The 14,287-nt window shown below is 74.1% G+C and carries 13 protein-coding genes; 6 read left to right on the forward strand and 7 right to left on the reverse strand.

The features are described from left to right. Nucleotides 1-270: 270 nt before the first annotated feature. Nucleotides 271-1,383 carry a hypothetical protein gene (locus AB3388_RS20515; protein ID WP_495407168.1) on the reverse strand — a complete coding sequence of 371 codons (1,113 nt, stop codon included), beginning with the start codon at nucleotides 1,381-1,383 and terminating at the stop codon, nucleotides 271-273. A 390-nt stretch (nucleotides 1,384-1,773) separates the two neighbouring features. Here AB3388_RS20515 and AB3388_RS20520 point away from each other — a divergent pair, with 390 nt between their 5' ends. After that, a complete protein-coding gene (locus AB3388_RS20520; RefSeq protein ID WP_495407169.1) occupies nucleotides 1,774-2,655 on the forward strand; it encodes a class II glutamine amidotransferase in 882 nt (293 codons plus the stop codon). A gap of 43 nt (nucleotides 2,656-2,698) precedes the next feature. Here AB3388_RS20520 and AB3388_RS20525 read toward each other — a convergent pair whose 3' ends face one another. Together AB3388_RS20525 and AB3388_RS20530 are read right to left on the reverse strand one after the other, a co-directional pair. Then, nucleotides 2,699-3,031, reverse strand: coding sequence for a hypothetical protein (locus AB3388_RS20525; RefSeq protein ID WP_495407170.1), 333 nt, complete (start codon nucleotides 3,029-3,031; stop codon nucleotides 2,699-2,701). A gap of 77 nt (nucleotides 3,032-3,108) precedes the next feature. After that, nucleotides 3,109-4,062, reverse strand: a complete 954-nt coding sequence (locus tag AB3388_RS20530) for a hypothetical protein (protein WP_495407171.1) — start codon at nucleotides 4,060-4,062, stop codon at nucleotides 3,109-3,111. Between the two features lie 120 nt (nucleotides 4,063-4,182). On the opposite strand from AB3388_RS20530, the gene AB3388_RS20535 reads away from it, so the two are divergent. Genes AB3388_RS20535 through AB3388_RS20545 form a run of 3 tightly spaced genes read left to right on the forward strand, consistent with a single transcriptional unit; the run spans nucleotide 4,183 to nucleotide 6,299 of the window. Continuing rightward, nucleotides 4,183-4,443: a ubiquitin carboxyl-terminal hydrolase 14 gene (locus tag AB3388_RS20535; RefSeq protein ID WP_495407172.1), complete on the forward strand. Its 261-nt coding sequence runs from the start codon at nucleotides 4,183-4,185 to the stop codon at nucleotides 4,441-4,443. After that, nucleotides 4,443-6,017 (forward strand): Na+/H+ antiporter, encoded by a 1,575-nt coding sequence (locus AB3388_RS20540; protein WP_495407173.1) that lies wholly within the window; start codon nucleotides 4,443-4,445, stop codon nucleotides 6,015-6,017. The genes AB3388_RS20535 and AB3388_RS20540 overlap by 1 nt, the downstream gene beginning before the upstream one ends. Before the next feature lie 51 nt (nucleotides 6,018-6,068). Then, nucleotides 6,069-6,299 carry a hypothetical protein gene (locus AB3388_RS20545; protein ID WP_495407174.1) on the forward strand — a complete coding sequence of 77 codons (231 nt, stop codon included), beginning with the start codon at nucleotides 6,069-6,071 and terminating at the stop codon, nucleotides 6,297-6,299. A 68-nt stretch (nucleotides 6,300-6,367) separates the two neighbouring features. Here the strand turns inward: AB3388_RS20545 and AB3388_RS20550 are convergent, their stop codons facing one another. Then, nucleotides 6,368-8,041 carry a hypothetical protein gene (locus tag AB3388_RS20550; RefSeq protein ID WP_495407175.1) on the reverse strand — a complete coding sequence of 558 codons (1,674 nt, stop codon included), beginning with the start codon at nucleotides 8,039-8,041 and terminating at the stop codon, nucleotides 6,368-6,370. Nucleotides 8,042-8,215: 174 nt separating this feature from the next. On the opposite strand from AB3388_RS20550, the gene AB3388_RS20555 reads away from it, so the two are divergent. Beyond that, nucleotides 8,216-9,619 carry an MFS transporter gene (locus tag AB3388_RS20555; RefSeq protein WP_495407176.1) on the forward strand — a complete coding sequence of 468 codons (1,404 nt, stop codon included), beginning with the start codon at nucleotides 8,216-8,218 and terminating at the stop codon, nucleotides 9,617-9,619. On the opposite strand, the gene AB3388_RS20560 is transcribed toward AB3388_RS20555, so the two are convergent. Continuing rightward, the gene (locus tag AB3388_RS20560; protein ID WP_495407177.1) at nucleotides 9,606-11,309 is read right to left on the reverse strand and encodes a PucR family transcriptional regulator; all 1,704 of its coding nucleotides are present in this window, start codon (nucleotides 11,307-11,309) and stop codon (nucleotides 9,606-9,608) included. The two genes, AB3388_RS20555 and AB3388_RS20560, sit on opposite strands and share 14 nt — an antisense overlap. A 164-nt stretch (nucleotides 11,310-11,473) precedes the next feature. Here AB3388_RS20560 and AB3388_RS20565 point away from each other — a divergent pair, with 164 nt between their 5' ends. Beyond that, entirely contained in the window at nucleotides 11,474-11,929 is a 456-nt protein-coding gene (locus tag AB3388_RS20565; RefSeq protein WP_495407178.1) for a GlcG/HbpS family heme-binding protein, read from the forward strand. Nucleotides 11,930-12,192: 263 nt separating this feature from the next. Here AB3388_RS20565 and AB3388_RS20570 read toward each other — a convergent pair whose 3' ends face one another. Together AB3388_RS20570 and AB3388_RS20575 are read right to left on the reverse strand one after the other, a co-directional pair. Continuing rightward, the gene (locus AB3388_RS20570; RefSeq protein ID WP_495407179.1) at nucleotides 12,193-12,627 is read right to left on the reverse strand and encodes a RidA family protein; all 435 of its coding nucleotides are present in this window, start codon (nucleotides 12,625-12,627) and stop codon (nucleotides 12,193-12,195) included. 2 nt (nucleotides 12,628-12,629) lie between these two features. Next, a complete protein-coding gene (locus AB3388_RS20575; protein WP_495407180.1) occupies nucleotides 12,630-14,255 on the reverse strand; it encodes a gamma-glutamyltransferase family protein in 1,626 nt (541 codons plus the stop codon). Between the last annotated feature and the right edge of the window lie 32 nt (nucleotides 14,256-14,287).

Here is a 14,287-nt window from a genome sequence, read left to right on the forward strand (position 1 = left end):
AGAACTCGGCGCATCAGGACCCGGGGAACCCGCCTGCGACGGCATCGGTGTCCGCGGCCCTGGACGCACGCGGGTACACCACATGGACCACACGAGCAGGTCGTCCACGTGCGGGATCTTGGTCGGGCGCTCAAACGGGAGTTCGACCGCGGCCCGGTCACCGGTGTACTACCTACTCGCACAGCACAACAAAGAGACGGGGCCGGAGAGACGTTCCGCCTCTCCGGTCCCGTCGAGCGCGTCCTGGCTCGGCCGAGCGCGCCGCCGGATTCAGTCGACGCCGCTGCTGACCGCGTCACCTGGCTCGATGGTGTACGCGAACACGCGCCAGTCGTCGCTGTCGTTGAACTGGCAGCGGATGAGTAGCGCGTCGGCCGACAGCATCCCCTTCGAAGAGCAGTCGTCGAGTCCGGAGTAGGCGTCTTTCATGTCCACCGTGTGCAGCAGTTCCCCGGTGGCCGCGTCGACGACGGCGAACATCGTCTTGAACTGGCCGCCGCGGAAGACGACCCGACCGAACTCGGTGCGGTCGTAGAAGCTCGGGCCCGGCGGAAGCCCGTCAACGGCCCAGCGGACCTCGCCGTCGTCATAGTTCGCCGAGTCGCCAGTGATAGTTATGGGGGACTGGTATGGGCTCAGCTGCTCGGAGGCGATGTCGAAGCGGACGCGGTCTCCCGAGCCGTAGGCGCTGTACTGGAGGTAGCCGTCACCGCTACCGGAGAACTCGTAGCGGTCCATGTCCATCGTGGGCGGGTTCCACGGCTGCTGCGTGCCGTCGGCGAGGCTGTAGGCCCTCGGCGTGCCGGCGATGCTGACCAGCACGCTATCGACGGTCGTACCGATGACGTCCCACTGTGTCTCGGTCGGCTGCTGGATGCTGTACGCGACCTCGCCGGTCGCGACGTCGAAGCCGTGCAGTCCGGACTTGCCGTCGTACTTGCCGTCCACGAGAACGAGGCTGCCACCGGCCGCGGTCACGATGTTGGAGACGCTGGCGAACGTGCTGGACGTGTCGATCGGCTGCGGGATGGCGTCGCGGCGCAGCAGCACGAACTGATCGCTGTCGCCCGTGAAGTCGCCGACGGCGACGATCGCCCCGTCGGGGTGGCCACCGTTGTCCGCGGGTCGTAGAGCACCCGCTACCTCGAACAGTTGCGTGCCGGGGGCCAGCTGCGGAACCTGTTCGGCGTCGGATGTCGGCGCGGACTCCGACGACGCGCCGGCGTTGGCGTCGGTCGGGTCGCTGCCGCACGCGGCAACGGCCAGCAGCCCGGCGAGCGCGGCGGCGGCCAGGGGCAGGCGGGTGGGGCGCTTCATGGGTCCTCCGGGATCGGGTGCCGTCCGACGCAGCGTGCCGCCGGCCTTGCCGGCGGCAGTCGTCACGAGCTCATCGGCAGGAAGGGAGGGGCGCTGCAGCGCAGTCACTCCACCGGGCGAACCGAACTCCAGTCGTCGGCCTCATGCCGAACTATCGAAATCCGCCACAACGGGCAGATCACGGTGGCCAGGCGGGGCGGGGCGGCCGGCCGGCCCAGTCCGCAGGCGCGCCGTATCGGCACCCGATACCGCCAGCAGGCGCCGGCCGGCTCCCGGGCGCATCCACCCTTCATGATCACCTCGGGTCCAGCGGCGCCTCGCGACGGTTGAGGCACCGCTGACCCCGAGGTGATCATGGAGCCCGGATCTGGGCGCTGTCGGCAGCCGGGGCGCGAGGTGACGCGCTCGGGCGCCGGCGAGGGTTGGCCGGCGGTGCGCCGAGGTAGGAGCACGGCCATGTGCCGGTTGTTCGGGATGCACGGCGGGCGGCGCACGGTCAGCGCCACGTTCTGGCTGCTGGACGCGCCGCTGAGCCTGGCCGCGCAGAGCGCCACGCAGCCGGACGGGTACGGCATCGGGACCTTCGAGGAGGACGGCAGCCCCGACGTCGACAAGGGCGCGGTCCGGGCCGCCGAGGACGAGCTGTTCGCGTGCGAGGCGCAGCAGGAGCGGTCCCGCACCTTCGTGGCGCACCTGCGGTTCGCCTCGACCGGGGTGCCGGCGCCGGCGAACACCCACCCCTTCGAGCAGCACGGCCGGCTGTTCGCCCACAACGGCGTCCTGTGGGGACTGCCCGAGCTGGAGGAGCGCCTCGGCGAGCACCGCTCCCTGGTGCACGGGGACACCGACTCGGAGCGGCTGTTCGCGCTGATCACGCGGGAGACCGAGCTGCACGGCGGGGACGTCGATGCCGGCATCCGCGCGGCGATCGGGTGGGTGGCCGACCACGTCCCGGTCTTCTCGCTGAACTTCGTCCTCACCACACCCACCGACCTGTGGGCGCTGCGCTATCCCGACACGAACGACCTGTTCGTCTGCGAGCGGGCCGCCGGCGGCGAGGACGAGCACGGCACCGCCGGCACGATGCACGTCCGGGCACCCGAGCTGACCGACTGCCGGTCGGTCGTCGTCGCGACCGAGCGGATGGACGACGCCCCCGGCTGGCGGCTGCTCGAGCCGGCCGAGCTGCTGCACGTCCCGGAGGACCTGTGCTGCACCTCGAGCACGGTCATCGACCGGGCGCCCGCGCACCAGCTCACGCTGCACGACCTGGACGCCCGCGCCGCCGCCTCGCAGACGGCCGACACCGGCGCCGTCACCGCCGAGCGCCACCCCTGAGTGGAGTGCCCAGGGGCGCGTTCTCCGCGCCGCGGCACTCCACTCAGCGGTCGGAGGAGTCCGCGGACGCCTGGTCGACCGGCCGGGCGCCGCGGACCGACTGGGCGGCGCCGGAGCTGACGCCCTCGGTGCTCGTCCCCGTCGTCCCGCCCTCGGACCCGGAGCCGTAGACCACCTGGCCCTGGGTCATCTCCGGGTCGTCGCGCACCTGCTCCACCGGCGCCTCGCCGGTCGTGTCGTACTGGCCGCGGTCGTGCACCGCCTCGACCCGGCTGCCCTCCTCGGCCACCTCGATGGCCTCGGCGATGTCGGCGCCGCTGCGCGAGTCGTCCGGGTTGGTGCCGGCGACGGTGTCGTCGTCCCGAGGTGTGCTCATGCGGTCCTCCGCGCGTCGATGGGCCGGGGTGCGCCAGAGTCTGGACCTGCGCCTTTCCCGGGGCAAGGCGACGGCGGTCAGCCCTTCCCGCGCAGTTCCTCGAGCCGCGCCAGCGCCCGGTCGCGCGCGGTGGCCGCCTCGCCGGCCCGCCGTCCGGCCGACTGCCGCCGCCGCTGGGCGCGCGAGAGCTGGCCCTCCACCGACGTGGTCTCCTGCCTGGTGCGGGCGAGCTCCTCCATCAGCTCCTCGACCCGGTCCTGCAGCTCCTTGTGCCGGGCGTCCAGCTCGTCGACCCGCGCCTGCTCCCGCTCGAGGGCAGCCGCGGCCTCCGCCGCCACCTCGGCCGCGTCGTCGGCGGCCTCCTGCGCCTCCGCGAGCTCCCGCCGCCGGCGCTCCTCGGCCTCCCGGCGGGCCGCCTCCTCCTCCCGCCGGCGCTTCTCCTCCGCGGCGCGCCGGCGGTCCTCCGCCGTCGTCCGCTGCTTGGGCGTCGGCGCCCTGGGCGCGGGGGCGGCGGGCTCCCGCTCCGGCGGGCGGACCACCCGCAGGTCCGGTCGCTGCCCGGTGCCCAGCCCGCTGTAGGACAGCGGCGCGGTGAGCCGGCCGGAGAGCACCGCCTCCCCCGCGTCGGGGTCGGCCATCGCCGCGCGCAGCGTCTCCTCCACCTGCCCGGTGACCCCGCTGCTCACCGGGTGCCCGCGCCGGCGGGTCAGCCCCACCACCTGCCGGCTGAGCGCGGCCAGCAGCTGGTTGCGCTGCACGGACAGCGCGCGCAGCTGGTCGCCGGCCAGGTTCTCCTGCGCCTCCCGGAGCAGCCCGCCGAGCTCGACCAGCCCCTCGATCTCCTCCCGGTGGGCGCGGACGAGCACGTTGACCGCCCACGCGGCCAGGGACGGCTTGGGCAGCGTGGAGATGGACTTGGCCAGCACCCGGTCGCCCTCGGCGCGCGCCTCCTCCTCCCGCGTGCGGCGGGTGGCGGTGAACTCCTCCGGCGGGATGCCGTAGAGCTCGTCGGCGACCTCGTCGAAGTCCACGGCGTCCCTCCTGTCCGGCGCTGGCGCCCGCCGACCCTGTCACGCCCGGGCAGACGCAGCGACGTTGCGGCGTTGGCTCGGGCACCGGTTTGCTTCCGGTGACCCCTGAGAGGAGCACGCGTGAGGACCTGCACGCACCTGGACCAGATCCGGGACGTGACGCCGAGCTCGACCGAGGGCTGCACCGACTGCCTGGCCATCGGGTCGCGGAACTGGGTCCACCTGCGGGAGTGCCTGGGCTGCGGCCACGTGGCGTGCTGCGACTCCTCGCCGCACCGGCACGCGTCGGCGCACTTCCGAGACAGCTCCCACCCGGTCATGCGCTCGTTCCAGCCGGGCGAGGACTGGCGGTGGTGCTACGTGGACGAGGCGATCGTCTGATGGAGGGGCTGCCGCTCATCGGCCTGCTGGTCGGGGCGTTCGCCCTCACCGCCCTGGCGCGGCGGATCAACGTCTCGGCGCCGTTGCTGCTCGTCGTCGTCGGCCTCGCGGCGTCCTTCCTGCCCTTCATCCCGGACTACGCGATCGACCCCGAGCTGATCCTGCTGCTGGTGCTGCCGCCGCTGCTCTACTCGGCGGCGCTGGACAGCTCCTACCTCCGCATCCGCGACAACGTGCGCACCATCGGCCTGCTCGCCGTGGGCCTGGTCCTGGTCTCGACCGCGGCCGTGGCGCTGGCCGCCTGGTGGCTGGTGCCGGGTCTGCCGCTGACCTCGGCGCTGGTGCTGGGTGCCGTGGTCGCGCCGCCGGACGCGGTGGCCGCCACCGCGGTCGGCCGCCGGCTGGGGCTGCCGCGGCGGATCATGACCATCCTCGGCGGGGAGAGCCTGGTCAACGACGCCACCGCGCTGACCGCGTACAAGGTCGCGGTGGCCCTGGTCATGGGCGCGGGCTACTCGATCCTGCAGGGCCTCGGCGTCTTCGCGCTCGCGGCCGGCGGCGGGGCGCTGATCGGCTGGGCGCTGGGCTGGGTGGTGCACCGGGTGCGGCTGCTCCTGGGCGACGGCGTCCTGGAGAGCGCCCTCGGGCTGCTCGTGCCGTTCATCGGCTACTGGATCGCCGAGGCGGCGGGCGCCTCGGGGGTGCTCGCCGTGGTGATGGCCGGCCTCTACCTCGGCCACCGCGGGCACCAGGCCGACCCGGTGGCCCGGCTGCAGGACCAGGCGGTCTGGCGGGCGGTCGACACCCTGCTCGAGTCGTTCGTGTTCGCCCTCATCGGGCTGCAGCTGCGCGAGGTCACCGCCGCGATCGACACCGGGCTGGGGTGGCTGACCCTCGTCGGGCTGGTGCTGCTGCTCGTGGCGGTGGTCGTGCGGATCGCCTGGGTCTTCCCGACCACCTACCTGCCGCGCCGGCTCTCCGCCCGCCTGCGGGCACGCGACCCGTCGCCGCCGTGGCAGGTGCCGGCGGTCATCTCCTGGGCCGGGATGCGCGGCGTCGTGTCGCTGGCCGCGGCCGCCGCCATCCCGCTCGCCACCGACGCCCACGTCCCCTTCCCCGGCCGCGACGAGATCATCTACCTGGCGTTCGTCGTCACCGTCGGCACCCTGCTGCTGCAGGGCCTGACGCTGCCGGCCGTGATCCGCCGGCTCGCGGTGCGCGGGCGGGAGGACTACACCGACGCGCTGGCCGAGGCGCAGGCCCAGCACGACGCCGCCCGGGCCGCCGCCGCCCGGCTCGACGAGCTGGACGACGGCGACCCGCTGGCCGAGCGCGCGGTCGCCAAGCTGCGGGTCAGCCTCGAGGCGCGGACCAACGCGGCGTGGGAGCGGCTCGGCGGCCCCGACTCCGGCGCGACCCCGAGCGAGGTCTACCGGCGGCTGCGCCGCGAGCTGCTCCTGGCCGAGCGCGAGGTGTTCCTGAGCTACCGCGACGCGCGCCGCATCGACGACGAGGTGTTCCGCCGGATCCAGCGCGAGCTGGACCTGGAGGAGGTCATGCTCGAGCGCGAGTGAGCCGTCGGACCCGGGTGGTTGTGCACTCAATCACGCAGCCACACTGGGGACATGCAGGAACCCGCTCGTTCCGCATCGGCGCCCGGCTCGATGCGGTCCTTCCTCCTCCGGACGGCGCTCGTGATCGTCGTCCTCGGCGTGCTGCCCCTGGCGTGGGACGCACCGCTGATCTGGCGACTGCTCGGCCCGGCCGTCGCGGCCACACTGGCCGGGCGCGCCGCCGTCCTGGTCTGGCGGACGGCGTTCAGCACCGATCCGCGGCACCTGACCCCGACGAACTGAGCCCGCAGACGCGCAGCAGCCCCGGACCGCGCAGGCGGTCCGGGGCTGCCTTGCTGTGCGGGACGGCGCTAGCCGAAGACCACCACCGCGAACACGGTGCAGATCACCAGCCCGGCGACCACCGGGAGGAAGCAGCGGCGGGCCAGCTCGACCGCCGGCACCCGGACGAAGCCGGCGACGGCGAGCAGCGAGGACCAGGCGACGAGCGTGCCACCGCCGGACCAGATGTTGCCCATCTGGCCGATCGCGGCCAGCGTCGGGCTGCTGACACCCGCGCCGTCGGCGAGGGAGCCGGCCAGCGAGCCGGTCAGCGGCAGGCCCGAGAAGCCGGAGCCCTCGAGACCGGCGATCATGCCGACGATCAGGATGCCGAAGGCGGTGATCAGCCCGTTGGCGGGCAGCTGGTTCTGGCCGGCGACGACGAGGTCGTACAGGAACGACGGACCCGTCGCGTCCTCACCCAGGCTCATGATCTGGGCGGAGAACTCACCGTTGCCGAGGAAGAAGAACCCGGCGATCGGCAGGACCACGCCCATCGCCTTGAAGGCGAACACCAGGCCGTCGACGATGTGCTCGGCCGAGGTCTCCAGGAAGGTCGACTTGTTCCGCGCGAACGCCGCGCCGAACACGGTGAGCAGCGCGATGCCGCCGACGAGCGCCGCGGCGTCGCCACCCTGCAGGTCGGGCACCGCGTCGGACACGCTGGCGACCACGAGGTAGACGATCAGCGCCAGGTAGGCCAGCGGCACGAACAGCGCGAAGAACTTCGACGCCGCCGGCTTGTCGACCACGGTGATCGTGTGCGCCTCGGCGGGAACCGCCTCGCCGGCGGGCGTGCCGCGCAGGGCGACGCCGTGTCCGACGATGTGCTCGGGCGAGTCCACCGGCGCCGAGATGCGGGCACCCGAACCGACGCCGACGAGCTCGCGCTCCTCGGTCACCACGGAGCCGCCCCCGGAGGGCCCGGTGCCGTTGCCGCCGCCGCGGGTAGTGCCGGCCGCGCCGACGCCGCCCAGCGGGTCCTCGTCGATGACCTCCTCGGCGTCGGCCACGACCGCACGGCGGTCGGCGGTCGACTCCCAGTCGTTGAGCCACTCGTCGGAGGGCCGGCGCATCTTGCGCAGCTCCATCGCGTAGCCGATGGCCAGCGCGACACCGCCGACGATCAGCGACAGGACGAAGGCGCGGTCGGCCACGATGCTCGGGTCGGCGTTCGCGGCGGTCGCGGACAGGCCCGGGGCCACCCGGATCACGTAGTCCGAGGACAGCGCCATGCCCTGGCCGGCGATCGCGACGGTGAAGCCGGCGGCCAGCGGCCGCAGGCCCGCCCGGATCGCGACCGGGACCAGCACCGCACCGATGAGCGGCACGGCCGGGGTCGGCCAGAAGAACAGCGAGATGAAGTAGGTGACGATCACCAGGGTGAAGAAGGCCAGGTGACCGTTGCGCATGACCTTCCGGAACGGCGCGACCATGCGCCGGTCCGCCCCGAGGCCCTCGAGGGACCGGAGCATCGCGGTGACCATCGCGATGATCAGGAAGATGCTGAACAGGCTCGTGGCAGCCACGAGGCTGGCGTTGAACACGGAGGAGAGGCCGGTCGCCAGGCTGCCGGTGTACACCAGGGCAGTCAGGAATGTGGCGACGACGGCCGGCACCACGATGTTCTTGCGCATGATCATCGTGGCGAGGATGACCACGACTCCTGCCAAGAAGACCCAGTGCGCTGCTGTCAGATGCATGGATGCCCCTATACGGGTGTGCCAACGGGATGTCGCCAAAAAGGTCCTTGATTCGACACACGCCGTCCATGAGCGATGTGCACAGTGGTGTTGCTCACGAATGTGCAGCCTGCCGTAGTGCGACCGAACACCGACTGTGACGCTGTCAACGGTAGGAACAGCGAGAGGACGTCTGTGCCGGAAACGACGACGCAGCCCCAGGTCAGTGGCACGACGCCGGCGCTCGAGGCTGCTCGGCCCCCGGCCGGTCTGGCGCTGCTGCTCACCGCCCTTCTCGGTGCGACGGTACTCGGCACCATCAGCAACAACATCGTCAACGTCCCCCTGCGGCAGATCACCGCCGACTTCGGCGTCCCGGTCACCCAGGGCGTGCTCGTCGCCGCCGCCTCGGTGCTCGTCCTGGCCGTCGCGATGCCGCTGACCGGCTGGGTCAGCGACCGGCTCGGCCGCCGCCGCACGCTGCTGCTCGCGCTCACCGTGCTGCTCGTGGGCACGACCGGCGCCGCGCTGGCGCCGTCGCTGCCGTTCATGGTGGCCAGCAGGGGGCTGCAGGGACTCGGCTGCGCCGCGGTTCCCGTCGCCGTCATGGGCACGCTCGCCCGGAACTGGCCGGCCGCCCAGCGCAGCCGCGTCATGGGCACCTGGGGCGCGGCCAACGGCATCGGCCAGGCCATCGGGCCCCCGGTCGGCGGGCTGGTCGCCGACGCGTTCGGCTGGCGGTGGATCTTCGGCGCGCTGGCCCCGCTCACGATCGCGGTGCTGCTGGTGACCTGGCGGGCCATGCCCCGCGACACGTCCACCCACAGCCGGATCGACGGCGTCGGCGCGGGCTCGCTGACCGTCGGGGTCGCCCTGGTCATGACGGCCGTGACGGCCGCCCCGCAGCCCGGCGTCCCGGCGGCGCTGCCCATCGCCGGCGTCGTCCTCGGGGTCGCGTCGCTGGTCGTGTTCGTGCTCACCGGCCTGCGCCGGGCGCGGCCGTTCATCGACCCACGGCTGCTGATCGAGATGCGGTGGCTGCGCAGCGCCACGGGCGTGTTCGTGCAGCAGAGCAGCCTGGCCGCGGTGCTCGTCGCCGTCCCGCTCTACCTCACCGGCGTGGTCGGTCTGTCGGTGTCGGTCACCGGGCTGCTGATCTTCGCGCTGCCGCTGGTCTGGGCGGTGCTCGCGCCGCTGGTCGGCGTGCTCGCCGACCGCGTGGGGCCGCGGCCGGTCCTGCGCACCGGGCTCGGCGTCCTCGTCGCGGTCGACGCCGGGCTGGCCGTCCTCCTCGGCACCGGCGTGGAGCGGCTGCTGCCGATCGTCGTCCTGCTGCTCGCCGCCGGCGCCGGGATCGCGCTGGTGCAGACCCCCGCGCTGACCGGGGCCACCCGGTCGCCGGCCGGGCAGCGCGGCGCCGGCCTGGGGCTGTTCAACATGATGCGGTTCGTCGGCGCCGCGATCGGCACCGCCGGCGTGGCCGCCGCCTGGCCCGACGGCCTGGGCTGGCTGTTCGGCGGCTGCGCCGCCGTGGCCGGCGCCGGCCTGGTGCTGAGCTTCCTCGGCCGCGAGATGGCCGACCCCGTCACACCGGGCTGACCACCCGCTCGACCTCGGCGGAGGTGGTGGCCAGCAGGTCGAGGGTGTGCGCCAGCCAGACCGCGAACTGGTTCTCGGCCTGCCGCAGGTCCATGCCCAGCAGCCGCGACGCCCGGTCCAGCTTGTAGAGCATCGTGTTGCGGTGGATGTGCAGGTCGCGTGCGGAGGCGTTGACGTTGCCACCGCTGGCGACGTACGCGAGGACGGCGGACTCCAGATCCCCGGCGGCGGGATCGCGCAGCGGGGCGAGGATGTCCGTGGCGAAGCCCTGCCCGGTCCGGCTCGCGGCGACGTCCTCGAGCACCGCGTGCACCCGCAACTCCTGGTAGCCGGCGACCGGCGGGAGACCGAGCCGCTGCTGCAGGCCGTGCGCCATGCGGGCCTCGCGGTAGCTGTCGGGGATGGCCAGCGCCCCCACCACCGGCCGCCCGTAGGTGACCCGCACCGGCCGGCCGCCCTGGTCCTTGCGGCGGCTCAGGTACTTGTTCAGGGCGGCCGCGTACTCGGCGACGGCCGCGATCGCGGCGTCCGGCGTGCCCATCGACCCCCGCCGGGCCGCCTCCCGGACGACGACGAGCACGTCGCCGACCATCGCCGCCTGGGTGTGCCGCTCCTGCTCGGGCAGCAGCCGTGCGGCCTGCAGCGCGATGGACTGCAGCCGGGTCGGCGAGTCCGCGTCGCCGGGGACGGTGATCCCGGAGGCCACCAGGACGCCGAACCAGGACCGGACCGGGAACTCGTAGTGGGCGGCCCGGGCGCTGATGTCCTCGGTGGTGGCGAAGCGCCCGTGCAGCAGGCCGTGCACGAAGTCGCCGCGGGCCTGTTCCTTGGCCCGCTGCACGCTGCGCAGCCGCAGCATCTCGGTGCCGACGATCGGCGCGGCCTGCTCGACCAGCACGCGGTGCTCGGCGAGGTCGTGCGGGTGCGGGTCGTCGTCGTCCTCGAGCAGCAGGATCCAGCCGTCGTGCCGGCCGCCCAGCACGATCGGGGTGAGCACGCAGGCCAGTTCCTTGCCCGCGACCCGGATCTCGGCCACCCGGGGGTGCAGGTCCTCCGGCGTCCCCTGCGCGCCGAGCTCCTCCGCCTGCTCGGCGAACGCCCGCGCGAGGTCGGCGTTCTCGACCGTCCGCGGCTGGCGCTGCTCCAGGGCGGCGAGCGTGCCCTGGCTGTCAAACACCGCCACCGGCCGCTGGGACATCCGCGACATCTGGCTGCACAGCGCGGTGAGCTCCGCGCCGCGGTAGAGCAGCTCGGCCAGCGCGCGGTGCACGCTGAGCCCGTACCGCAGGACGTGCGTCTCCCGGGCCAGCGTCAGGTCGGCGACCAGCCGGTTGACCGCCGCGAACGGGACCGTCTCGGGGGACGTCACCAGCGGCAGCTTGCAGGCCGCGTCGACGGCGGCCGCCCCGGAGGCGGAGCCGTCGACCAGCAGGGCGGCGGCCCCGCGGGCGGCGAGGCGGTCGGCCGCCTCGGACACCGCGACGCCGTCGGCCGCGAGCTCGTCGGCGTGCGCGTGGACGAGCACCCCGGTGAGGTCGTCGTCCTGGCGGGCGGAGACCGCCCAGGGCGCCACCCACTCCAGCCGGGTGACCGCGGCGGTGCGCCCGCCGTGGATCCGCGCCCGCCGCAGCACCGGCTCCTGGAGGAGCCGGGCCAGGGTCAGCGCGTCGTCCGAGTACGCGTGCGGCATGCCGCTCCTCTCGGGTCAGAGTGCACAACGTCCGACGGTGTGTCCACGGCAGTCTCACCATTGCCGGGACGTCCGTCCAGCCCCGAAGGTGGTACCCGTGCCGGCTCCGTGACTGGGAGCCGGACGCAGTCGAACCGGCCGACGGCCGGAGGAGGAGAACCCCTGTGCATCAGGTCTACCGGATCACCCTCGATGACGCCCTTCCGATGCTCCAGGCAGCCCGCGCGAAGGCCGAGGAGATCGGTGTCAAGCAGACGGTCTGCGTCTGCGACGACGGCGGCAACGTCCTCGCGCTGCACCGCCTGCCGGGCGCGCGGCTGACCGGGGTGGAGATCTCGATCGCCAAGGCCTTCACGGCGGCCGGCCACGAGCGGGCCACCCACCTGTTCAACGAGCCGCCCAACGGCCCGGCGCTTCCGGGCAACGAGGCCTTCGGCATCTCGCACATGCTGCCCGGCAAGTTCGCGATCTTCGTCGGCGGCTTCCCGATCGTGCACGACGGCCAGATCGTCGGCGCGGTCGGCGTGAGCGGCGGCAACGGCGAGCAGGACAAGGCCGTGGGCGCGGCGGCGCTCGAGGCGTTCGCGGAGCACGTCGCGAAGACCTTCGCCGGCGCATGACCGTCGACATCGGCGGTCTCGCACGCTTTCACCGGCAACGCGTGCGAGACCGCCGATCTCGGCTCTATCAGACCTGGTACCGCGACCGGCACACCTTGCCCGGGCACGGGGGCGGGACTCGGTTTGCCGACGCCACCGGGTGTCGACTCGTGGTGGTGTCGCGCGCCCCCGAGACCACCACGATCCGACATCCGGTGGCGTCGGTCGGCCGTCACGGGGCCGGCGGCGAGCCAACGACAGGGCGAAGGCTGCCTGACACGGACCTACTCCTGGACGACGGCGGCGACGAGCTCCACCTCGACCGGCGCCCCGGACGGCAGCGTGCGGACGCCGACGGCGCTGCGCGCGACCGCGCCCCGCTCCCCCAGCCGCTCCCGCAGGACCACCGAGGCGCCGTCGGCGACCGCCGAGTGGGCGGTGAACCCGTCGACGGCGGCGATGAACACCGTCATCTTCAGGCACCGCTCGATGCCGGCCAGCCCGACCGCCTCCACCAGCGCCGTGACGGCGTTGGACGCGGCCAGCCCCGCCGCCTCGCGGGCGGCGGCCACGTCGAGCTCGCGGCCCACCACCCCGGAGACGACGAGCTCCCCGTGCCGGCGAGGGGTCATGCCGGCCGTGTAGGCGAGACCGCCGTGCACCACGGCCGGCACGTACGCGCCCTGCGGTGGCACCGTGGTGCTCTGCTGCTCGGACACGCTCACACCCCCAACGCGATCCCGTCCTGGCGGGGGTCCGCGCCGCCCGCCAGGATCCCGCGGTCGTGGTCGACCGAGATGACCAGCGCACTGCCGCCGGCCCCCCAGGCGCCCATGTCGCGGACGTCGTGGCCGCGGTCGGCCAGCTCGGCCAGGACGTCGCCGCCCAGCCGGCTCTCGCACTGCAGGGTCTCGGGTGCGCTCAGCGAGTCGGCGTCGCTGCCCGGGTGCACGGTGGTCCGCGGCGCGGACACCGCCTCCTGCGGGTCGAGCCCGCCGTCGACCAGGTGCGAGATCAGCTGCATGTTCCACTGCACCTGACCGTCGCCGCCCGGGGTGTTGCCCACGTGCCGCAGCCGCCCGGCCCGGTCAGTGAGCACCCACGCGTTGAGGGTGTGCAGCGGCTTGCGCCGCGGCGCCAGCGCGTTCGGGTGCCCGGGGAGCAGGTACGCCCCGCGGGCCAGCCGGTTGTTCAGCGCGATGCCGGTGCCAGGGATCGAGATGCGCGCGCCGAAGGTGAACGCCAGCGAGGAGATCGCGCTGACCGCGCGTCCCTCGGCGTCCACCGCCAGGCAGCTGGTGGTGTCGCCCGCGATCCCGGTCGGGGCCCCCACGGTCGCCGGCTCGCGGACCAGCTCGCGCCGGGCCCGGGCGAGCTCGTCCTCGCCGAGCAGCGCGCGCCAGGCGTCGTTGTCCGACGCGCAGCGCTCGTACCGGTCGCGGAAGGCCCGGCGGGCGGCCAGCGCCAGCAGGTGCACCGACTCGGCGCCCGACGTGGGCAGGCCGGTGAGCCGGCCGGCGAGCAGCCCGGCCTGGTGCAGCACCATCCAGCCCGGTGACGGCGGCGGGGTCTGGTGGACGGTGACGTCGCCGTAGGGCGCGCTGATCGCGTCCTGCACCGGCACGTCGCCGCCCAGCACCCACTCGTCGCCCGAGAACGGCGCCCCGCCGACGCGCAGCAGCTCGACCGCCCGCTCGGCGAGACCGGTCTCGTACAGGGCCAGCGGGCGGCGGGCCAGCAGCTCGATGCTGTCGGCCAGCTCGGCCGCCGGCAGCCGGTCCCCGACGTCGGGCAGCCGTCCGGACGGCAGCAGCCAGCGGGCCAGCCCCGGATCGGCGGCCAGGGCGGCCTCGTGCTCGGCGATGTCGCGCCGGTTCTTCGCGGTGCAGGGCAGCCCGGTGCGCGCCGCGGCGGCGGCCGGCGCCCACAGCTCGGTCAGCTCGCGGGTGCCGCCGACGGCGTGCAGCGTCGCGAGCGCGCCGAGCGCGCCCGGCGTCGCGACGGCCTGCGGCCCGGTGAGCGGCACCGCCGTCAGGCCGCGGTCGAGGTAGCCCTCGGCCGAGGCGCCGTCCGGCCCGTACCCGCTGCCGTTGACCGTCCAGACCCGGCCGTCCGGCTCGCGGACGACGAAGAACGCGTCACCGCCGATGCCGCACTGACCGGGCAGCGCCAGCCACGACACCGCGGTCATCGTGAGGACGGCGTCGACGGCCGTGCCGCCCTCGGCGAGCACGCGGGCGCCGGCCTGGCTGACCACCGGGGAGCTGCTGTTGACCATGCCCCCCGTGGCCAGGGTCGACGTCCGGACCGCGCCCCAGGACTCCGGCCACTCCCCCCGCACGGTCACGTGTCCTCCTCGCTGGCGCTCGTCGACCACGC

It is taken from the genome of Geodermatophilus sp. SMS 5-13, from assembly GCF_059428245.1.